This window comes from Vreelandella titanicae BH1, from assembly GCF_000336575.1.
Lineage (GTDB): Bacteria > Pseudomonadota > Gammaproteobacteria > Pseudomonadales > Halomonadaceae > Vreelandella > Vreelandella titanicae.
In genome coordinates this window covers 1-20,168 of record NZ_AOPO01000029.1, presented here as the reverse complement: position 1 = coordinate 20,168, position 20,168 = coordinate 1, and the positions used below count along the sequence as shown (strand labels likewise).

The window sequence follows — 20,168 nt, the reverse complement described above, 5'->3', positions numbered from 1 at the left end:
CCCGGGTGGCCGGATTTGGCCTTCTGAACGGCATCCATGGACAGGGCGCGAATGGCATTGGCTAGCTCAAAACGGGACGGCATGGGGGTGCTCCTCGCCTGAAAACAGAAATTATAAAGGCGCTATTGTCGCTGACTTCCCATGTTGCGGCAAATGTAGCGGCAAATTCTGGGGATCACGTTCTGGGAAGCATCGCCGACAGCGTGTAGACTCTGCCTCCCGACGCGGTAGAAAAGTAATGCTATCGCTTCACTAATACGGGCAGGGGACACCTGCCATGATTTCCTGCTGATGCTGTGGATTAAATACAGCCGTCATACAGAGGGTAGAGTGCGCGATGAGCGAATATTCCCTGTTTACCTCCGAGTCCGTCTCCGAAGGTCATCCCGATAAGATTGCCGATCAGATCTCTGACGCAGTGCTAGATGCCATTATCGCCCGCGATAAACAGGCCCGCGTTGCCTGTGAAACCATGGTGAAAACCGGGGTGGCGATCATTGCCGGTGAAATTACCACCTCCGCCTGGGTCGATTTAGAAACCCTCGTGCGTGATGTGATTATCAGCATTGGCTATAACTCGTCCGACGTGGGCTTTGACGGCGCGACCTGCGGCGTGGTTAACCTGATTGGCAAGCAGAGTGTCGAGATTGCCCAAGGCGTTGACCGCAGCAAACCGGAAGATCAGGGCGCTGGCGACCAGGGCTTGATGTTTGGCTACGCGACTAACGAAACCGACTCTTTTATGCCGGCACCGATCCACTACTCTCACAGGCTGGTCGAACGTCAGGCCGAACTGCGTAAAAATGGCCTGTTGCCGTGGCTACGCCCGGATGCCAAGAGTCAGGTAACCTTCCGCTATAACGCCGAAGGCCAGCCCTGCGGTGTCGATGCCATCGTTCTCTCTACCCAGCACGACCCAGATATTGATCAGGAAGACCTGCGCAAAATGATCAAGCGTGAGGTCATCGAGCAGGTGATCCCCGCTGAGTGGTTGGATGACAGCACCCAGTACCATATCAACCCGACCGGCAAATTCGTGATTGGCGGCCCGGTAGGTGATTGTGGGCTGACTGGACGTAAAATTATCGTCGACACCTATGGCGGCATGGCACGCCACGGTGGTGGTGCGTTCTCGGGCAAAGACCCCTCTAAAGTGGATCGCAGCGCTGCCTATGCGGGCCGCTATGTGGCCAAGAATGTGGTGGCCTCAGGCCTGGCTGACAAGTGTGAGATTCAGGTCTCCTACGCGATTGGCGTTGCCGAGCCGACGTCGGTCTCCATCGATACCTTCGGCACCGGTAAAATTGACGATGCCAAGATCGTTGCACTGGTTCGCGAGCACTTTGATCTGCGCCCCTACGCGATCACCAAAATGCTTGACCTGCTGCACCCGATGTATCAGCTCACCGCCGCTTACGGCCACTTTGGCCGGGCACCGTTCGAGCACAGCTACACCTGGAACGATGATAAAGGCCAAGCGCATACCGAAACCTTTACCGCCTTCCCGTGGGAAAAGATTGATAAGGCTGAAGCACTGCGTAAGGCCGCCGGTTTGTAAGAGATTCGCTACACCGTTTGTAAGAAATGGATTAAATCGCCCCTTTGGCTTCGGCCGAGGGGCTTTTTTTATGTCCGTTGCGTTAGGCTAAGCCTAAAAGCTGATGTGTTACCGCGGGGGTAAGCAATGTTGTTGAGTGTACGAACTTGGCTATTGGGTAGCCTTATCTGGCTTGTCACTTTTTCCGCACAGGCTGCCCAATGCCCTGATTGGCCGGAGGAGCGCCTAAGCCGCGAAAGCAAGGCGCTGGCTGAGCAGGTTCACCGCTGGGACACTGCCTACCATGACGAGGGCGCCGCGCTGATCGATGATGCCCTTTACGACCAAGCGGTTGAGCGCCTAGCCACTTGGCAGCGTTGCCTGGGCACTGTACCGGACCATCGCCCGCTTACACGCGTTACACGTAGCAGCGGCACTCTTGAGCATCCGGCTGCGCAGCGTGGGCTTGATAAAGCCGATGACGATGGCGTCAGACGTTTTACCAGCCGCCGCGAAGACCTGTGGATCCAGCCCAAAGTGGACGGCGTGGCGATTACGTTGCGCTATGAAAATGGCGAACTGGTCGAAGCCGTTAGCCGTGGCGACGGCGAGCGGGGCCAGGACTGGACAGTCCGTGCCCAACAGATACCTGCCATTCCCAATACGCTACCCGAGCCTATTTCTGCAGTGCTCCAAGGCGAGCTGTATTGGCGGTTAACCCAACACGTGCAGTCGCGTTCACCCGCATCGGGTGCACGGGGTGCCGTGGCGGGAGCAATGGCGCAATCCTCCCCCACAGCGGCCACCCTTGAGCGTATTGGCCTGTTTGTCTGGGGCTGGCCCGATGGCCCTACCGCAATGCAGGAACGTTTAGCACGGCTAAGTGAACTGGGCTTTGATAGCGCTGACTACACTCATCCACTGGATGACCGCCATGATGCCGGTTATTGGCGCGATAGTTGGTTTAACGGGCCGTTGCCGTTTGCCACCGACGGGGTGGTGATTAAGCAAGCCGAGCGACCCGGTGTACGCCGCTGGTCATCATCACCGCCTGAATGGGCCATTGCCTGGAAATATCCCGCCCAGCAGGCGCTAGCGGAAGTGCGCGGCATTGAGTTTCGCGTTGGGCGCACTGGGCGTGTGACGCCGCTGGTGTGGCTTAATCCGGTGCTGCTAGAGGGGCGGCGTATTAGCCGCGTCTCGTTAGGCTCACTGGAGCGCTGGGAGTCACTGGATGTCCGTCCCGGTGACCAAGTAGCGATTTCGCTAGCGGGATTAACGATTCCCAAGTTAACCGAGGTGGTGTGGCACACTCAGGAGCGCTCGCCGCTGACACCGCCTTCACCCCAGCGCTTTAACCTGCTGAGCTGCTTTGAATTAACGCCCGGCTGCGATGATCAATTGCTGGCGCGGCTTAGCTACCTTGGCGAGCAGCTTGGTATGCAGGGTATCGGTGAAGGTACTTGGCAAGCGCTAATGGATGCGGGCGTAGTCACGCATTTACTGGACTGGCTGGATGTCGAACCGCGCCAGCTGCAACAGGCCTACGGCATTGGTGAGGCGACCACTGAAACGTTACTGGAACAGTTTCAAGTCGCCAAGGGCAAGTCGTTTTCGGCTTGGTTAAGCGCGCTGGGGGCGCCGCCAGGTAGCGAGTCGGTTCGCGGGGATTGGGATGAGCTAGCGGGCTACCAGCGCGAACAGTGGCAAGCCGTTCCCGGCGTTGGCCCGGTTCGCGCTGACGCGCTGGTAGCATTTTTTAGCCACCCCGAGATACAGCACATGGCTCGACAGCTTAACGAAGCAGGTGTGGCTGGTTTTTAGCCTAGTCCTGTGAGACGCAGCATCAAACCCAGATAAAGCGGAATCAGCAGCGGCGCGAGCAGTGTCGTCACCAGCACCGCTAATGCGCCTTTTTGCGGTTGAATGCCCAGCTCCATGGCCACCACCACTACGTTGGAAGCCATGGGTACCACGCCTATCAACAGCAGCGCCATGGCCAGCTCCGTGGAAAGAGGTGCCGCCCACTGTAGTATTAAAGCGGCCCCCAACATAACGAGCGGCCAGAGCAGGTAGCGAAGACCCAGGCAGGCGGCTACAAAGCGTGAATCCCAGGCGGCAAGCGTTACTTGGCTAAGCGTCATGCCAATAATCATCATGCCCAGCAGTGTGTAGGTGGCGGGGAAGACTTGCAGCGAACTCATTACTGCAGCGGGTATGGTTATTTCAAGGGCGCTAAGCAGTAACGCGAATAGGAACGCATAGATAAGCGGTAAGCGAGAAATTTTGATCAAACTCTCACGTACGGAAAAACGTCCGCGTGCGCTAAGGTAAAAGCCCACGGTGAATTCGTAAATATTAATCCCCAGCATACAGAACAGGTAAAGAGTAACGCCTTCAGGGGGGAGCAAAATCAGCGCAATCGGTAGGCCGAAATAGCCGGTATTACCCGTTCCTGAGGAGAACGCCAGCAGAGCAGCCTCCTGTTCACCAAAACGGTGGCGAGTAATACGCTGTACCACCAGTGCCATCAGGCTTGCCAGAATGAACAGTGCTAATGTGAGTAAGAGGTAGTCAGGTGTTGGGCCGCCGTTCATCAGCGCGCGAAAAATCGTAAAAGGCGCTATCAGGTAAACCAGCAGCGTCGCAATCGGGCGAGGATCTAGCTTGAGTCGTTGGGCGGCGAGCCAGCCTAGCCCCACGTAGCTGAGTAGCATGAGTAGCGGCCCAACGAGCGCCCCAGGTGCAAGATCCATTTATCCTCCCGTCGTATGTGGTGGCCCGCTAACATGAGCCGAATTAAAGGCCAAGCGTGGAATCTTTCATTAGCCCCAGCGCGCTGGAACAGCGAGAATACCTCAAAATATCATCACTTTTGATCACTAATAAGGAAACCCCATGAGCAGCCATGAGCATCCGCTAGGTATCAGCTTTGAATTCTTTCCGCCCAGTACCGATGCTGGGCGCGACAAGCTGATCCACGTTCGCGATGAACTGGCCGCCCGAAAACCACGTTTTTTCTCAGTTACTTACGGTGCTGGTGGGTCTACCCAAGCGCGTACCCGTGAGGTGGTGCGTGCGGTCGGTGAAAGTGGTATTAATACCGCCCCGCATCTCTCCTGCATTGGCAGTGAAAAAGCGCAGTTGCGTGATCTGCTGGCGCAGTACCGCGAGGAAGGGGTCGAGAGCCTCGTCGCGCTGCGTGGTGATATGCCCTCAGGTATGGGAAGCATTGGTGAGCTACGTTATGCCAACGAACTGGTTGAGTTTATTCGCGCGGAGACGGGCGACCATTTCGACATCGCAGTGGCTGCTTACCCTGAATCTCATCCACAGGCGCCTAATCTTGATAAGGATGTGGAAAACTTTGCGCGTAAAATGAAGGCGGGCGCCAATATGGCCATCACCCAGTACTTCTTCACCGCTGACGCCTATTTCAACTTCGTTGATAAAGCCCGCGCGCTGGGCGTCGAGCAGCCGATTATTCCCGGTATCATGCCGATTACCAACTACACCAAGCTGGCGCGTTTCTCTGACGCCTGCGGTGCCGAGATCCCGCGCTGGATTCGCAAGCAGTTGGAGTCCTATGGCGACGACAGTGAAGCGATTACCGCCTTTGGCACCGATGTGGTGAGCCGTCTTTGCCAGCGATTGCTAGAGGGCGGAGCGCCAGGCCTGCACTTCTACACGCTTAACCAGGCGGCGCCGGTGCTGAGAATCGTCGATAACCTGGCTGGTTAACCAAGCCGCTTTATTTGCTTACCTTGTGCCCATTAAAAACCCTGCTCAACCATTGTTGAGCAGGGTTTTTTTACGCTTAGCGTTTAGCGGCTTAAACCAATCAGCCAGCTTGCGCCGTTTTGCTACCACCGCCGTTCACCTTACGCTGCATCATGAATAGCACGATACCAATCGCAAGGCCGGCAATGTCGGTATATATACCGCCGTAGATTAAAAACAGCGCGCCTACCAGCATGACGACACGCTGCACTAGGTTAACGGGGCCAAAGAACCATTTCTGTACCATGCCTGAAAGCAGCACAATGCCCAGCGTTGCAGTTAACCCAACGCGCAGGATCTGCATCGGTGAGCCTTCCATCAGCATGGCCGGGCTGTAGAAGAACATAAACGGCACAATGAACGCGGCCAAGCCAATCTTGAACGAGGCCACCGAGGTGCCCATGGGGTTGTCGCCGGAGATACCGGCCGCGGCATAGGAGGCCAAGGCAACAGGGGGGGTAATCGCGGAGACGACCGCAAAATAGAACACAAAGAAGTGAGCAATCAGCGGCTCAATGCCGATATTGATCAAGCCGGGAGCGACCACGGAAGCGGCCACCGCATAGGCAGCAGTAGTAGGCATACCCATGCCGAGTAGAATACTGATCAGCATGGCGAACACTAGTGCCAGCAGTTGGCTCACGCCCGCTAAGCCAAGTAGCAGTGACGAGAAACGCGCGCCCACACCGGTCAGCGAGATAACCCCGACGATTAAGCCCGCGCAGGCGCACACGGCGATAATCTGAATCGACATAGTGCCCGCTATTTGCAGCGCTTTAAGAATCGCCCGAAATCCCATTTTATTGGGTGATAGCCAGCTAACCACCGCGGCTGACGCGGTTGCCAAGGTGCCCGCGCGGATCACCGAGTAGCCCATAAACAGGGCGACAATCAGGATAATAATCGGCGCGAACAGATAGACCTGTTTTACCAGCTTCGAGAACAGCGGAATCTCATCTTTGCGCATGCCACGCATGCCTTTACGGGCGGCTTCAAAGTCGACCATAAAATAGATAGAGGCAAAATATAGAATCGCCGGAATAACAGCGGCAAGGGCGATTTCGGTATAGGGAATACCGGTCACTTCGGCCATGATGAACGCGCCCGCGCCCATAATCGGCGGCATGATTTGCCCACCGGTTGAGGCGGCTGCCTCAATCGCGCCTGCGCTACGTGATGGGTAGCCGACTTTCTTCATCAGGGGAATGGTCAATGAGCCGGTGGAAACCACGTTACCTGCCGAAGTACCGTTAATCATACCCATCAAGCCAGAGGCAAAAATGGCCACCTTGGCAGGGCCACCACGGGCACGGCCAGCGGCGGCAAAAGCAAAGTTAACGAAGTAGTCGCCGACTTTAGAGGCCTGCAGGAAAGCGGCAAAAATAATGAACAGAATAATATAGGTCGACGACACTGCGGTGGTGGGGCCGAGAATACCGGCGTCGGTATACACCTGACTAAAGAAGCGCTGGAGTGACAGCCCCGGATAGCCTAAAAAGCCTGGCAAATACGGGCCGGCGAATACGTAAGTCAGGAAAACCGCGGAGATCACCACCAACGCTAGGCCTGCGACACGGCGGGTAAGCTCCAGAATCAGCAGAGAGCCCGCGATGGCCGCCCAGGAAATACCGGCTGGCGCAAAAGAGGTGCCTGTAGACATACGGATATTGGTGTTATACGCCACCAGTAAATAGCCAGCGCTGGCCAGCGCGCAGACCATCAGTACCAAATCGGCAGGATTGAAGCGGTGCTGTGCCTGACGATAAAACCATGACAGCACAATAGCCGTCGCCGTTGTCGCCATTAGCGGATAGCCGTAGTGCCAGTTCTCAATGTTCGGATCGATGCGCATGGCACCGCCGCTAAGCGTCTGGTACATCACAAACACTTGCGCCAGCGTATAGGCGGCGGGAATTAGTAACGCGTAGCTAAGCCATTTGATCCAGGCACCTGACGCCTGATGATCGTCGTCGGCAAAACGAGCACCGGAAAAGAGCCCGTAACCGAGAATAAGCGCACCGGCAATATGCACGATACGAAACGACCAGGTTTCCATCGGATACACGTTGAGTGAAATCAGATGGAAACTTGAGTAAGCGATCGCTAATGCCGCAAATAGTACGAACTGCCAGCCTGTAAACAGACGGCGATTGGGTTCAACAACGTCTTCATCGACACCGTCGGCAATGGACTCTGGTATCACTGATGCCGCATGGGCATCATCCTGGAGATCATTGGATTCTTGGTCGGTTTTGTGACTCATTAGAGTTCACCCTCACAGCAAAAGCAGACAAAGGGGTAGCAGCAGCGAAAGCTGCCCCGTCCAGCGGGGCCGGAAACGGGGCAGCCAGAACGGTAAACGTTGCTTAGTTGATCATGTCATCAGCAATTTCATAGCCGTTCTCTTCGTACCAGCGTGCAGCGCCGGGGTGGAACGGTAGTACGGTGTTGTGCTTGATATTTTCTGGGATGGTAGTCGCCGCGCTGCGATGTACAGATTGCATGCGGTCATTGTTTTCCATGGTGGCTTTGGTGACTTCATAAACGAAGTCTTCCGGTAGATCACAGCCTGCAATAGCGAAGTTCCACATGGAGACGGCGCGCGCGTCATCTTCGAGTGTTTCATAAGTGCTAGCTGGGATCATAAACTCAGCAACGGGGAAGTTTTCCAGCACTGTGGCCAGCTCTTCTTCATTAAACTCAATGATGTTGACGTCAGTTTGTACTTCCAACTGGCTAACGGCCGGAATCGGAATGCCGGCGGCAAAGGCGACGACGTCAAGCAGGCCATCCTGCAACTGACCGCCCAGGTCTGACCAGCCGCCGTTGCGACGCTCAAAGTCAACGCCCAGGGTTTCTAGGATCGCTGGGAAGTAGGTATCAGACGTTGAGGCAGCCGGACCAAAACCGATGCGCGCGCCATCAGGAATGTCGGAAATCGACTCGATGCCGCTGTCAGAAAGCGCGGTAATGGAGAACGGCGTTTCATACATGGGGAACATGGCGCATACATTGTCCATCTTCATGCCAGGCGCTAGTGGACTTTCACCTTTAACGGCATCAGAAGCAGGACCCATGGTGGTTAAGCCAAATGCCATATCGCCTGTGTGCACCAACGCCAGGTTTTGAGTCGGGCCACCGGTAACTTCACCGCCGCCAGATACCCCCAACTCATCAGCGATAAAGTTGGCCCAGCCCGAACCGTAGACGAAGTAAGTGCCGCCTTGGCTAGCGGTACCCACCGTGAAGTTATCGGGCCAATCGGAGCGGTCTGTTTGCGCTTGGGCACTGCTGGCAGCGGCAACAAGCAGAGCGCTGCTGGCGAGAAGAGTGAACGTTTTAGGCATATGTTTGCGCATGGCGAAAATTCCTAGCTGTTATTGGGGTTATATACTGGCAGCGTCAAAAGGTGCTACCAGTCGATACTGCGTTAAGCAGGGTATCCAGGGTATATAGCAGCGATAGTTGTGCCATTTAAAATTTATGTTTTTAAAAACATATGTTTATAGATATTTTATGCGACTTTGGTGGAAAGCGCTTTTTGCCAGAGTGTCCGGTTGTTCGCACGTCGGCGGTTATTTAGTGTGTGGATAACCGCACATAAATGGTGTTGCCGATACGTTATCGCTGTGAGGGAGTAAGGAAAGATTGAACACGCCATCCTTGGCGGGGAGGGAGTTAACGCGAGGATTTACCTGGATCCAAAATACGTACGGGTTGCACATCCTGCTGCTTCTGATCGTCACGTACCTGGTTGACCCGGGTGGTCATTTCGGTAAGCGCATCCTCTTCGATGGGCAGTTGCTCGAAAAAATCGCAACTGACGCATTCTCGGTAGCGAATACCGTTTTGCTCCCAGGCACGGATCCGATCCATCGCCGCGCAGCGCGGGCAAGTAACACCGGCGATAAAGCGTTTCACACTAGACATCATTAGACTCCAAGAGCGCGCCCTCTAAGTGGAGGGCGCGCATAGGTTTTGCAGATTTAAGCAGCGCGAATGCCGCTATGGCGCAGTAGCGGTTCGACGCTCGGCTCTCGGCCTCGAAAGGCGACAAACAGGTCGGCTGCATCGCGGGCGCCGCCCTGCTCCAGGATTTCGCGACGAAAGCGCTGGCCCGTTTCAGGATCGAAAATACCGGTCTCTTCAAAGGCGCTCCAGGCGTCCGCCGAGAGCACTTCAGCCCACTTGTAGCTGTAGTAACCAGCCGCATAGCCACCGGCAAACACGTGGCCAAAACTATTTTGGAAGCGGTTGAATGGCACTTTCGGCAGCACAGACACCGCTTCGCGCACCTCATCTAACAAGGCTTGCACATCGCTGGCGCTGGGGGCGCTAAGTTCATGGTGCAGACGCAGATCAAACAGCGAGAACTCGATTTGGCGCATCATACCCATGGCTGACTGGAAATTCTTGGCTGCCTGCAGGCGCTCAAGCAGCTCTGCTGGCAGCGGTTCACCACTATCCACGTGTTTGGCGAGTAGATCTAAGCCTTCACGCTCCCAGCAGTAGTTTTCCATAAACTGGCTGGGCAGCTCTACGGCATCCCAAGCGACGCCGTTAATGCCGGAAATATCGGCGATCTGCTGCTGGGTCAGCATATGGTGGAGGCCATGGCCAAACTCATGGAACAGCGTGGTGACTTCGTCGTGGGTGAGCAGTGCCGGGCGGCCGTTTACCGGGGCAGTAAAGTTGCAGGTCAGGAAGGCGACGGGCAGTTGCAGACCCTGCTCGGTTTGACGACGCACCCGGCAGTCGGCCATCCAGGCACCGCCACGCTTACCTTCGCGGGCGTAGAGATCCAGATAGAAACCGGCAATGGGTTGGCCGTTTTCGGTGAGGCGGAAATAGCGCACGTCATCATGATAGCGGGGTGCTTGGGTATCTTCTTCAAAGCGCACGCCGTAAAGGCGTTCAACCACCTGAAACAAGCCATCGATTACCTGGGGTGCTGGAAAATAGGGGCGTAATTGCTCCTGGGAGATCGAGTGGCGCGCTTCGCGTAGTTTTTCGCTGGCATAGGCAACATCCCACGGTTCCAGCGTCTCTAGGCCGAGTTCTTCTCGGGCATAAGCACTGAGTTCTGCAAACTCCTCCTTCGCCTGAGGCAACGCACGGCGGGCTAAGTCGTTGAGAAAATCGAGCACCTGCTCGGGAGATTCCGCCATTTTGGTGGTGAGAGAGTAATCGGCATAGGTGGCAAAGCCGAGCAATTGGGCCATTTCATTGCGCAGTGCCAGGATCTCTTCCATGATCGCCGCGTTATCGAATTTGCCCGCATCTGGGCCTTCATCAGACGCACGGGTAACAAAAGCGGTATAGACCTCCCGGCGCAGCTCGCGGTTATCGGCATAGCTAACCACCGGGAAGAAGCTGGGGAAATCCAGGGTAATACGGTAGCCCGCAACGCCTTTCACCTCGGCGGTGGCTTTTAAGGTGTCGAGAGCACTTTCCGGCACCCCCGCTAACGTCTCTTGGCTATCGATGTCCTTGTGCCATGCCTGGGTAGCATCCAGCACGTTATTGGAGAACTGATTTGACAGCAGTGAGAGCCGCGACTGAATCTCGCCGTAGCGGGCTTTCTGGTCAGCAGGAAGATCAACACCGGCAAGGCGGAAATCGCGTAGGGCGTTCTCCACGGTGCGCCGCTGTGCGGCATCCAGGTGCTTCCAGGCCGGGCCATCTTTCAATGCTTGCCAGCCACGAAACAACCCTTCGTGCTGGCCTACCCAGGTGCCGAAGTCGGAGAGCTTCCCAAGGCATGCCTGATACGCTTCGCGCATTTCCGGCGAGTTCATGGTGCCATTGAGGTGCGAAACCGGTGACCACGCCTTGGTGAGCCGATCATTCACCGCTTCAAGGGGCGCTGCAAAAGTGTCCCAGGTAGGCGGGGTAGCGGCTGCCTGCTCGGCGAGGCGATCAATGGCCTCTCGGCTTTCGCTTAGCAGCGTCTCCACGGCAGGCTCCACGTGCTCGGCGCGAATCTCAGCAAAAGGGGGCAGCGCGTGCGTTTCAAGCAGCGGATTGGTGGACATGGGCACCTCGATTGGCATCGTTTTAAAAACCGTTAGTGAGCGCAAAACGCGCAATAATAATGACACAGTGTGGGCGGTGGTGCTGTGTTTCAATGTTAGCCTCAACAACTATGTTTAATGCCAGGGTTTGGCCTGCACGCAAGCGCCTGCTAGTCTTGCCGCCTTTTAATGCCACCAATGGCAGGAGCATGTGATGAGCGAAACGCTGGAGCGCTGGGGGTCGAAGCGGGCCTTTATCTTGGCGGTAACAGGTGCTGCGGTGGGGTTAGGCAACATCTGGCGCTTTCCTTACGTGGCCGGAGAGAACGGCGGTGCGGCATTTTTACTGATTTATGTGGCGTTTGTGCTGCTGCTGGGTATCCCGGTCATGATGGCGGAGATACTGATTGGCCGTGCCGGGCGACGCGGGCCAATGCAAGCGTTGAGTGCCTTGGCGGCCGAGGCGGGGGCTTCGCCTCGCTGGCGCTGGTTGGGGCTATTCGGGGCGTTCACCGTGTTCTGCATTTTATCTTTCTACTCGGTGGTGTCCGGCTGGTCGATTGAGTTTTTGGTGGCCTCTGTTAACGGCCATTTCAATGGCGCGAGTGCCGCAGAGATTGGCGCCGGTTTTGAAGCCTTCTTGGCCAACCCTGGGCTGCTGATCTTCAACCACTCGCTATTTCTGTTTATGACCATGACGGTCGTGGCGGCGGGTGTTGCCAAGGGGTTAGAGCGGCTGAATAACCTGCTGATGCCGCTGCTGTATCTGTTGTTGCTGCTATTAGCGGGCTATGCCGCGACGACTGATGGCTTTGCCCCCGCCTTGGCGTGGCTGTTTTTACCCTCTTTCGAGGCGATAACCCCCGCGGTGGTGGTTCACGCCATGGGGCACGCGTTCTTTACTTTGGCGGTGGGCGCCTGTGCTTTGATGGCGTATGGCGCTTATATGCCGGAAGAGCAAAGCCTGCCTAAAGCCGCTGTGGCAGTCGCCGTACTCGATATTAGCGTGGCGTTACTGGCGGGGATCGCTATTTTCTCGGTGGTATTTGCTCAAGGCATGGATCCCACTGATGGCCCAGGGTTAATGTTTGTCACCCTGCCCATTGCGTTTTCTGAGCTGCCCTGGGGCTCTGTATGGCTGAGCGTGTTCTTCTTACTGCTGCTACTGGCCACCTGGACATCGGCCATTAACCTCGCGGAGCCGATGGTCGCAACGTTACAGGGTTTGGGGCTGCGTCGCAGTATCTCGACTGCCATTGTGGCGCTCAGCGTCTGGTTGATCGGGCTGTTATCGGCCTTCTCTTTTTCAACCCTGGCGGAATTTCGGCCGCTATTTGGACGCAATGTCTTCGAGCTTGTCAGCAGTATACCGCCGGATGTTTTCCTGCCTTTGGGCGGCCTATTGATAGCGGTTTTTGCCGCTTGGGTAATGCCTCGCGATAAAGTGGTAAGCGCGTTAGGCGTTGGTGAAAGGGGCTACCTGGTGTGGCGCAATATCATTCGCTGGGTGTCGATTCCGCTGACCTTTATTGTTCTGCTGGCCGGGTTGCTATAGTGGGGTAACTGAATTCTCTAAGCTATCCAACAACCCTAGGAGCGAGTTATGAGTAGTGCATTAAGGCCCTATCAAGGTATGGAACCCCAATTGGGTGAGCGCGTTTATATTGATCCGGCCAGTGTGGTCATTGGTGATGTGGTGATGGGTGACGACTGCTCTGTCTGGCCGATGACGGTTATCCGTGGCGATATGCACCGTATTCGTATCGGTGCGCGTACCAGCGTGCAGGACGGCAGCGTGCTACATATTACCCACGCCAGTGATTTTAGTCCGGAGGGGTTTCCGCTCACCATTGGCGATGATGTGACCATCGGCCATAAAGCGATACTGCATGGCTGCACCTTGGGAAGTCGGATCCTGGTAGGGATGGGCGCGATTGTAATGGATGGCGCGGTCGTTGAGGACGAGGTCATTATTGCCGCAGGCGCCGTGGTAACGCCGGGTAAGCATTTGGAGAATGGCTATGTGTATGCCGGTAACCCCGCCAAAGCGATGCGACCACTCAAAGACAAAGAGCGTGCTTTCTTTCCCTATACCGCAGGTAACTACGTTAAATTGAAAGACCGCTTTCTGGCCGAAGTCACCCGCTAGCGACTTTTTCTAAGCTTTCCCTAAGCGATTGCTAAGCCAACCTTTTTTCTTAAATTAGTCATGTCGCGAACACTAAAAGTCTGTTAATTTATACAGTTTTCTGTTTTGCAGACTTTAGGATGCCGCGTCATGGCTAATTTTCGCACGCATATTACGGTGGCAGCGGCGGGCGGCATGCTGATAGCTTACGTAGGTTGGAAAGGCCAGTGGTGGCCACCCTCCCAAGCGCTGGTGATGATTGCATTAGTCACCTTTGGCGGCATTTTGCCCGACATTGATGCTGATCGTTCCCACTCTATCCGTTTGATATTCAATCTGCTTTCGGTGCCCGCCTTGGTATTAGGCGCCTTGTTGTTACAGCCATGGCTCACGCCGGGCGCGTTGTTGATTGCCTGTGGCGGAATCTACTTCTGTGTGCGCTATTTGGCGGGGGTGCTGTTCTCGCGTTTTACCGTGCACCGCGGTATTTGGCATTCACTGCTAGCGGGCGGGCTATGCAGCCTGCTCACCGCCGCGTTAAGTTTTAATTTGCTCAGCCAACCAGCGTGGCTAGCGTGGTCTCACGGTGCGGCCACCTTAGTAGGGTTTTTGATCCACTTGAGTTTGGATGAGATATACAGCGTTGATCTTGAAGGCGCGCGGCTAAAACGCTCGTTTGGTACGGCGCTCAAGCTAGGCGACAGCCGGCGGCCAATGTCTAACCTGCTAATGTTGATTGCCACATTAACGCTGGTGCCCTGGGTGCCGCCCTGGTCTGTCTTGGGGGAGTTGTTGCATCAAGGCTCGCTGCTGTGGCGATAGTCGTCGGCATTGAGGCCGTGCTTTTTAAGTTTGTCGTAAAAGGTTTTGCGCGGAATGCCCAAGTGGTGACAAACATCGGTTACCCGTCCATGGTAGCGCGACAGAGATTGGCTGATCAGGCTCTTTTCAAACAGCTCTACCTGGCGCGGCAAAGTAGGCTCTTCGGTGTCGGCGTTGACCCCTTCCAGCAGCGCATCCAGACGATAGTCAAAGGCGGCGCCCAGTAGCACGTAACGCTCGGCAAGGTTGCGCAGCTCGCGCACGTTGCCGGGCCAATCATGGGCCAGCAGGGCGGCAATGGCGGGGCTGTCGAGGGTCGGTGCTTCTAGCCCGCTACGATTGGCAGCGACCACGGCAAAGTGCTGGAACAGCAAGGGGATATCCTCACGCCGCTCGCGCAGAGCAGGCAGCGGCAGGGTGACAACGTTTAGCCTATAGTAAAGGTCTTCGCGAAAACTCCCCTCTTCGGAGGCGGCTTTGAGATCCACCTTGGTGGCCGCAATCACCCGAATATTGAGCGGAACTGTTTCATTGGCGCCTAACCGCTCGACGCTGCGTTCCTGCAGCACCCTCAGCAGCTTGACCTGCAGCGCCATGGGCATCGATTCGATCTCATCCAGAAACACGGTGCCGCCGTTAGCGTGTTCAAACTTGCCGATTCGCCGCTCGACAGCACCCGTGAAAGCGCCTTTTTCATGGCCAAACAGCTCGGACTCAATGGTGTTTTCGGGCACCGCGCCGCAGTTGATCGCCATAAAGGGGCTGTTGCGCCGGCCGCTGCGTTCGTGAATTGCACGGGCCACGAGGTCTTTACCGGTACCTGTTTCACCGAATAGCAGAACGTCGGCTTCTACTTGGCTGATACGCTGAATCATCGCCGCGAGCCTGGATATGATGGGTGTGCGCCCAACGAGTCGCGGTCCCAACGCGGCTTGTTGCACTTCAAGTTCAGCTTTAAGACGGTGGTTTTCCAAGCTGAGTTGGCGCTTCTCTATGCCTCGGCGTACTACGTCCAGCAACTGATCACCGGCAAACGGCTTCTCAAGAAAATCCCATGCTCCTGCGCGCATGGCTTCTACGGCCGTAGAAATGTCGCCGTGACCGGTGATTAAAATAATCGGCAGAGTGGCGTCGCGGCTGTGTAACTCATGGAGCAGTGCCATACCATCCATTCCCGGCATGCGGATATCACTGACAATGACACCTGGGAAGTCCGGTGTTAATGCTGCCAGGGCTTGTTCCGCTGATTCGAAGCAGTAGGGCGTGTAGCCTGCAAGCTCGAGGGTTTGGCTGGCGGTGATCCGCAGATGCGGTTCGTCGTCGATCACCATGACCGGCAGCGTCGACGGCTCATGCATACGAGGAGTTCTCCTGGGGGTGAGTTAGCGGTGAGTGGGGCAGGGCGATAGTGAAGCAAGCGCCGCCTTCGGGTCGATTAGTTGCCTGTAACTTGCCGCCTAAATCGTCCATGATACGCGACGAAATCGAGAGTCCTAGGCCTAAACCACTCCCCGGCGCTTTGGTGGTAAAAAAGGGTTCAAAAATATGCCCTAAGTGCTCCTCGGGAATGCCAGGGCCATTATCGGTAACGCTAATAATGACCTGCTGCTGGTGTATTTGGGCGCCCAGAGTAAGTTGTGGCGCAGGTACGCCTTTCATGGCCTGCAGCGCATTACCGATTAAATTGACCAACACTTGTTCCAGACGCACTAGATCGCCTTGCACCCATAGTGTTTCATTGGGCCACTCCTGAGTAATGGAGATGTTGCCTTCGCGCAGGCGGCTTTGAAACAGGCGAAGAGCATAGTCGATACAGGCTTGTACCGAAATCGCCTCCTGGTGCTCGCTGCTCTTACGTGAAAACTGGCGCAGCTGAGCGCTGATGTCCGCCATACGTTCGGTCAGTTCAACAATTTGTTCAAGGTTGGCATCCGCTTTTTCGTGGCGTGCTAATGCCATAAAACGGCGGGCGTTTTCCGCGTAAGCGCGAATAGCCGCCAGTGGTTGATTAAGTTCATGGTTGATGCCCGCGGCGAGCTGCCCCAACACAGCGAGTTTGGCGGCTTGAATAAGCTCGTCTTGGGTCTGGCGTAAATTGGCCTCTGCACGGCGGCGCTCTTCAATTTCATCCGATAGGCGTTGGTTGCTGGCCACCAGATCACGGGTGCGGCGCTCTACGCTTACCTCAAGTTCGTCACGCACGCGTGCCAAGGTATTGCGCTCGCGCTCGGCAAACGCTTCGCGTTCACGGCGCAGCCTTAGGCGCTGCCAGCCAATACCTGCGCCGAGAGTGACCACGCCGTAGAGGCCGCCTGCCATGAGGGCGGCAATCCACTGAGCGCTAATCACCGGTGTTAGCGGCTTTAAAATATGCATTTGCCAGCCAAATTCAGGGACATGTCGGGTCAAACTAAGATAGTCGCTACTGCTCAATGGGCCTTGGGAGAAACTGACCAACTGGCTTCCCTGTCGGTAAGGTGCATTGATTTCAATACCCGAGGGTGACAATGGCTCCATGGCATAGCGGCGCGTTTCTCTTAGGGCTTGACGCTGCTCATCGGTGAGTGGGTAGAGCGCGTTCATGCGTAGTTCGGGGTGGCTGGCCATGAAAATGATGTCGTCGCTATCAGTGACAAATAGCTCGGCATCCTGCTCAGCCCAGCTCTCTTCAACATCATCTAAAAGCACTTTAACTACTAGCACGCCGTCTGGCTGTGCATCGGGCGAGGTGTCGTCTAGCCATATGGGCGATGAAAAGTAGTAGCCCCGCTCAAGCGACTTGATGCCCAAACCAAAAAAGCGCCCCTGGCCTCCGGCAATGGCATCGGTGTAGTAGGAGCGGAAAGCATAGTTCTGGCCAATAAAGGTGTTAGGGCGGTGCCAATTGCTGGCGGCGATCGTGTCGCCATCGCGATTGAGTAAATAGACATCTGAAACCCCCGCTGTAAAGCGGAAACGATCCAGTAGCATATTGAGCGGCATCGGGTCTTGGCTATCGGGAGAGGCCAAAAAACGCTGCACGCCTTCCCGAGTGGCAAGCATTTGCGGCAAGTAGTCGTAGCGCAGTAAATAGCCGTTTAAGTTGGCGGCAGACAGCCGCAGCTCGTTTTCGGCATCATCCTGTAAGTTGGAAAGCGCTTGTTCACGCGCCAACTGGGCGGCCTGCCACATGCAAAACAGCAAGCCGAGTGAAATAACCAGCAGCCACAGGCGCCGCCAGCGTGGCGGCAAGGGGGTGGGCGCTTGGTTATTCATACCAGCGCTGTTCATGCTGACGTCTTACTACTGCCTTGAGCGCGGCGAAGGGCACGCTGGGCGCGCGTCTCAGCCCTCGCCATCTCAAGTAGACCTTCTTCGACAAACACTAAGTGCTCATGGGCTCGAGTGCGGGCATCCTCCGCGCGGCCTTCCAAAATGGCATTGAGTAGGGCGCGGTGCTGTTGCATTAACTGACTGCGCGAACCCTCCTTGGCGAATAAATGGGCCAGGTTATTTACAATGCTCTTCTCTAGCAGGTGAAAAATGCCGCGAATGGTATGCAGCAGTAGAACATTGTGAGCAGCTTCGGCAATCGCTAAGTGGAACGCTGCATCTAGTTTGGCTTCTTGGATAGGGTCGGCACCGGCAAAACCGCCGTCGAGCTCTTCAAAGCGCTGAATAAGCACGGACTTATCGGCGGGTGTTGAGCGCAGCGCAGCGTAGTAGGCGGATATACCTTCCATAGCGTCGCGGAATTCAAGTAAGTCTAGGTTAAATTCGCCGTGACGAGAGAGCATCTCCAGCAAGGGGTCGGTATAACCATTGCTGAGGTCATCGTTAACAAAAGTGCCGCCGCCTTGGCGGCTGGTTAGTAGGCCACGAGCGGCTAGTTTCTGAATAGCTTCCCGTAAAGAGGGGCGCGAAACACCAAACCGTTCGGCTAATTCACGTTCGGGAGGTAAGCGCTCGCCTGGTTTTAGGCTGCCTTCTAGCATCATAGCTTCAAGGCGTTCAGTAATTACATCGGCCAAGCGCTGCTGGCGGAGCGGTGGGTAGCTCATATTGAATAGCTCATGTCGATTTGCGTCCGCAATTGGTAAGACCAATATTAAGATCTTTGAGGTTTGATCTCAAGCGTCTGCGAAGTAGGATTTAACGCTAATAAAACGCATTAATAGCGACTTTAAACTAAAGTATAGCGGGATGAGGTGCTAAGGCGTGATATCACCGTTTGACACGCTTAGGGCGGCTCACTACTGTTGGTGCTAGTTTTTTGTCAATTGGTAAAACCAATTTTCCACTTTGGGGCGCCGGTGTATAGCGCATCCATTGTATAGGGCTATTACACAGGGCTATCCATGATCATTTCTGCTTCCACTGATTATCGCCAAGCGGCCAAGCGTCGTATCCCCCCTTTTCTATTTCACTACGCTGACGGTGGTTCCTACGCGGAGCATACGCTGCGACGCAATGTTGAGGATCTTGCTGGTGTCGCTTTGCGTCAGCGTGTGTTGAAGGATATGTCTTCACTATCATTGGAGACCACACTGTTCGGCGAAGCGCTTGCTATGCCGGTCGCCTTGGCGCCGGTGGGGTTGGCAGGAATGTATGCTAGGCGTGGTGAAGTGCAAGCTGCGCGGGCAGCTGCTAATAAGGGGGTGCCGTTTACACTGTCGACAGTATCGGTGTGTCCAATCGACGAAGTGGCCTCTGCGGTTGATCGGCCTATCTGGTTTCAGCTTTATGTGTTGAAAGATAGAGGATTTATGAAGCATGTCTTGGAGCGAGCCAAAGCCGCTGGCGTCAAGACACTGATCTTTACCGTCGATATGCCCGTGCCGGGGGCACGCTATCGAGATGCACATTCAGGCATGAGCGGTAAGCGCGGCCCAATGCGGCGTATGCTTCAAGCAGCAACACACCCTTTTTGGGCCTGGGACGTGGGTGTTAATGGCCGTCCCCATGACTTGGGTAACGTGTCTGATTATCGCGGCAAGCCAACGGAGCTAGAAGACTATATTGCCTGGCTGGGTGACAACTTTGATCCGGCCATCTCATGGAAGGACTTGGAGTGGATTCGTGAGCTCTGGGAGGGTCCAATGATCATCAAAGGGATTCTCGACCCCGAGGATGCTCGTGATGCGGTTCGCTTCGGCGCGGATGGTATCGTTGTTTCCAATCATGGTGGTCGTCAGCTAGACGGTGTCCCCTCTACCGCGCGTGCGCTGCCTGCTATCGCTGATGCGGTTAAGGGCGATTTGGCCATTCTAGCCGACTCCGGCGTACGCAGTGGGCTTGATGTTGTGCGCATGATCGCCATGGGGGCGGATACCGTATTGATTGGGCGTGCTTTTATCTATGCACTTGCTACAGCCGGAGAGGCGGGCGTTTCCCATCTGCTTGAGCTGTTTGAAAAGGAGATGCGGGTTGCAATGACGCTCACCGGGGCGCGTAGCATCGCCGACCTAGGGGCTGATTCGCTGGTGCCAGACTCGCTCCGCGGTATCTGAGGGCCATTGTCAGTACCTCTATCAGTATTAGGGTTAAAAACCGCTTGCCAACCCGTCAGCGAATCCGTAAAGTACGCATCCGCTGCCGGGGACGCCAAGCGTTACCAGCGGTGAATAAGGTGTGAAAGCCTTGGTTTGTCAGCAGGTTAGAGCAGGTTGTGACGCTCGCCTCACTCGCTAAAAAACAGCGATTGACAAACACCACGGAATGCGTAGAATACGCCTTCCTCGCTGAGGCAAGCCAGTTCAACGGCAAGCCGTGTGGCCCAGTTGGTTTATTAGCTAGCCACCGCAGCGAAACAGCTCTTTAACAATTTGATCAGGTAATTCATGTGGGCGCTTGCTGATGTTGGTGACAAATCACCAAATATCAAGGCAAGCGGTCATGACAATGTAAA

General features: G+C 55.6%; 16 protein-coding genes. 7 read left to right on the top strand and 9 right to left on the bottom strand.

The window, feature by feature from the left end; translation table 11 throughout:
* Positions 1 to 83, bottom strand: an 83-nt coding sequence (locus HALTITAN_RS26440; protein ID WP_152419312.1) for a hypothetical protein, incomplete at its 3' end; no start/stop codon positions are given.
* A gap of 254 nt (positions 84 to 337) precedes the next feature.
* Here HALTITAN_RS26440 and metK point away from each other — a divergent pair.
* Positions 338 to 1,558 (top strand): methionine adenosyltransferase, encoded by a 1,221-nt coding sequence (gene metK, locus HALTITAN_RS24030; RefSeq protein ID WP_027958904.1) that lies wholly within the window; start codon positions 338 to 340, stop codon positions 1,556 to 1,558.
* 126 nt (positions 1,559 to 1,684) lie between these two features.
* Complete coding sequence (gene ligB / locus HALTITAN_RS24025; protein WP_039860905.1) at positions 1,685 to 3,361, top strand: NAD-dependent DNA ligase LigB; 1,677 nt, start codon at positions 1,685 to 1,687, stop codon at positions 3,359 to 3,361.
* Here ligB and HALTITAN_RS24020 read toward each other — a convergent pair.
* Positions 3,358 to 4,293, bottom strand: coding sequence for an AEC family transporter (locus HALTITAN_RS24020; protein ID WP_009288656.1), 936 nt, complete (start codon positions 4,291 to 4,293; stop codon positions 3,358 to 3,360). The genes ligB and HALTITAN_RS24020 overlap by 4 nt on opposite strands.
* Before the next feature lie 142 nt (positions 4,294 to 4,435).
* On the opposite strand from HALTITAN_RS24020, the gene metF reads away from it, so the two are divergent.
* Positions 4,436 to 5,278: a methylenetetrahydrofolate reductase [NAD(P)H] gene (gene metF / locus HALTITAN_RS24015; RefSeq protein ID WP_009288655.1), complete on the top strand. Its 843-nt coding sequence runs from the start codon at positions 4,436 to 4,438 to the stop codon at positions 5,276 to 5,278.
* A gap of 100 nt (positions 5,279 to 5,378) precedes the next feature.
* Here the strand turns inward: metF and HALTITAN_RS24010 are convergent, their stop codons facing one another.
* The 4 genes from HALTITAN_RS24010 to prlC all read right to left on the bottom strand — a co-directional run bounded on the left by HALTITAN_RS24010 (position 5,379) and on the right by prlC (position 11,352).
* The gene (locus tag HALTITAN_RS24010) at positions 5,379 to 7,580 is read right to left on the bottom strand and encodes a TRAP transporter permease (protein ID WP_009288654.1); all 2,202 of its coding nucleotides are present in this window, start codon (positions 7,578 to 7,580) and stop codon (positions 5,379 to 5,381) included.
* Positions 7,581 to 7,683: 103 nt separating this feature from the next.
* Positions 7,684 to 8,676, bottom strand: a complete 993-nt coding sequence (locus HALTITAN_RS24005) for a TAXI family TRAP transporter solute-binding subunit (protein ID WP_009288653.1) — start codon at positions 8,674 to 8,676, stop codon at positions 7,684 to 7,686.
* A gap of 319 nt (positions 8,677 to 8,995) precedes the next feature.
* Positions 8,996 to 9,247: a YheV family putative zinc ribbon protein gene (locus HALTITAN_RS24000; RefSeq protein WP_027958898.1), complete on the bottom strand. Its 252-nt coding sequence runs from the start codon at positions 9,245 to 9,247 to the stop codon at positions 8,996 to 8,998.
* Between the two features lie 56 nt (positions 9,248 to 9,303).
* Positions 9,304 to 11,352: an oligopeptidase A gene (gene prlC / locus HALTITAN_RS23995; protein ID WP_039860903.1), complete on the bottom strand. Its 2,049-nt coding sequence runs from the start codon at positions 11,350 to 11,352 to the stop codon at positions 9,304 to 9,306.
* Between the two features lie 193 nt (positions 11,353 to 11,545).
* Here prlC and HALTITAN_RS23990 point away from each other — a divergent pair, with 193 nt between their 5' ends.
* From HALTITAN_RS23990 to HALTITAN_RS23980, 3 genes are all read left to right on the top strand, one after another.
* Positions 11,546 to 12,886 (top strand): sodium-dependent transporter, encoded by a 1,341-nt coding sequence (locus HALTITAN_RS23990; protein ID WP_039860902.1) that lies wholly within the window; start codon positions 11,546 to 11,548, stop codon positions 12,884 to 12,886.
* A 48-nt stretch (positions 12,887 to 12,934) separates the two neighbouring features.
* Complete coding sequence (locus HALTITAN_RS23985) at positions 12,935 to 13,480, top strand: gamma carbonic anhydrase family protein (RefSeq protein ID WP_039860901.1); 546 nt, start codon at positions 12,935 to 12,937, stop codon at positions 13,478 to 13,480.
* 129 nt (positions 13,481 to 13,609) lie between these two features.
* Positions 13,610 to 14,281 (top strand): metal-dependent hydrolase, encoded by a 672-nt coding sequence (locus HALTITAN_RS23980; RefSeq protein WP_027958894.1) that lies wholly within the window; start codon positions 13,610 to 13,612, stop codon positions 14,279 to 14,281.
* Here the strand turns inward: HALTITAN_RS23980 and HALTITAN_RS23975 are convergent.
* Genes HALTITAN_RS23975 through HALTITAN_RS23965 form a run of 3 tightly spaced genes read right to left on the bottom strand, consistent with a single transcriptional unit; the run spans position 14,257 to position 18,321 of the window.
* Positions 14,257 to 15,639, bottom strand: a complete 1,383-nt coding sequence (locus HALTITAN_RS23975) for a sigma-54-dependent transcriptional regulator (protein ID WP_009288649.1) — start codon at positions 15,637 to 15,639, stop codon at positions 14,257 to 14,259. The two genes, HALTITAN_RS23980 and HALTITAN_RS23975, sit on opposite strands and share 25 nt — an antisense overlap.
* Positions 15,632 to 17,551 carry a sensor histidine kinase gene (locus tag HALTITAN_RS23970; RefSeq protein ID WP_009288648.1) on the bottom strand — a complete coding sequence of 640 codons (1,920 nt, stop codon included), beginning with the start codon at positions 17,549 to 17,551 and terminating at the stop codon, positions 15,632 to 15,634. The genes HALTITAN_RS23975 and HALTITAN_RS23970 overlap by 8 nt, the downstream gene beginning before the upstream one ends.
* The gene (locus HALTITAN_RS23965; RefSeq protein ID WP_027958892.1) at positions 17,548 to 18,321 is read right to left on the bottom strand and encodes a GntR family transcriptional regulator; all 774 of its coding nucleotides are present in this window, start codon (positions 18,319 to 18,321) and stop codon (positions 17,548 to 17,550) included. The genes HALTITAN_RS23970 and HALTITAN_RS23965 overlap by 4 nt, the downstream gene beginning before the upstream one ends.
* A 297-nt stretch (positions 18,322 to 18,618) precedes the next feature.
* Here HALTITAN_RS23965 and lldD point away from each other — a divergent pair, with 297 nt between their 5' ends.
* The gene (gene lldD / locus HALTITAN_RS23960) at positions 18,619 to 19,770 is read left to right on the top strand and encodes an FMN-dependent L-lactate dehydrogenase LldD (RefSeq protein WP_009288646.1); all 1,152 of its coding nucleotides are present in this window, start codon (positions 18,619 to 18,621) and stop codon (positions 19,768 to 19,770) included.
* Positions 19,771 to 20,168: the final 398 nt, after the last annotated feature.

What these genes read in the sequence shown, in the direction of transcription:
- lldD (WP_009288646.1), top strand. Translation starts at nt 18,619, where the DNA reads ATGATCATTTCTGCTTCCACTGATTATCGCCAAGCGGCCAAGCGTCGT.
- HALTITAN_RS23975 (WP_009288649.1), bottom strand. Translation starts at nt 15,639, where the DNA reads ATGCATGAGCCGTCGACGCTGCCGGTCATGGTGATCGACGACGAACCG.
- HALTITAN_RS23990 (WP_039860902.1), top strand. Translation starts at nt 11,546, where the DNA reads ATGAGCGAAACGCTGGAGCGCTGGGGGTCGAAGCGGGCCTTTATCTTG.
- prlC (WP_039860903.1), bottom strand. Translation starts at nt 11,352, where the DNA reads ATGTCCACCAATCCGCTGCTTGAAACGCACGCGCTGCCCCCTTTTGCT.
- HALTITAN_RS24020 (WP_009288656.1), bottom strand. Translation starts at nt 4,293, where the DNA reads ATGGATCTTGCACCTGGGGCGCTCGTTGGGCCGCTACTCATGCTACTC.
- HALTITAN_RS23970 (WP_009288648.1), bottom strand. Translation starts at nt 17,551, where the DNA reads ATGAACAGCGCTGGTATGAATAACCAAGCGCCCACCCCCTTGCCGCCA.
- HALTITAN_RS24005 (WP_009288653.1), bottom strand. Translation starts at nt 8,676, where the DNA reads ATGCGCAAACATATGCCTAAAACGTTCACTCTTCTCGCCAGCAGCGCT.
- HALTITAN_RS24010 (WP_009288654.1), bottom strand. Translation starts at nt 7,580, where the DNA reads ATGAGTCACAAAACCGACCAAGAATCCAATGATCTCCAGGATGATGCC.
- HALTITAN_RS23985 (WP_039860901.1), top strand. Translation starts at nt 12,935, where the DNA reads ATGAGTAGTGCATTAAGGCCCTATCAAGGTATGGAACCCCAATTGGGT.
- metK (WP_027958904.1), top strand. Translation starts at nt 338, where the DNA reads ATGAGCGAATATTCCCTGTTTACCTCCGAGTCCGTCTCCGAAGGTCAT.
- metF (WP_009288655.1), top strand. Translation starts at nt 4,436, where the DNA reads ATGAGCAGCCATGAGCATCCGCTAGGTATCAGCTTTGAATTCTTTCCG.
- ligB (WP_039860905.1), top strand. Translation starts at nt 1,685, where the DNA reads ATGTTGTTGAGTGTACGAACTTGGCTATTGGGTAGCCTTATCTGGCTT.
- HALTITAN_RS23980 (WP_027958894.1), top strand. Translation starts at nt 13,610, where the DNA reads ATGGCTAATTTTCGCACGCATATTACGGTGGCAGCGGCGGGCGGCATG.
- HALTITAN_RS24000 (WP_027958898.1), bottom strand. Translation starts at nt 9,247, where the DNA reads ATGTCTAGTGTGAAACGCTTTATCGCCGGTGTTACTTGCCCGCGCTGC.
- HALTITAN_RS23965 (WP_027958892.1), bottom strand. Translation starts at nt 18,321, where the DNA reads ATGAGCTACCCACCGCTCCGCCAGCAGCGCTTGGCCGATGTAATTACT.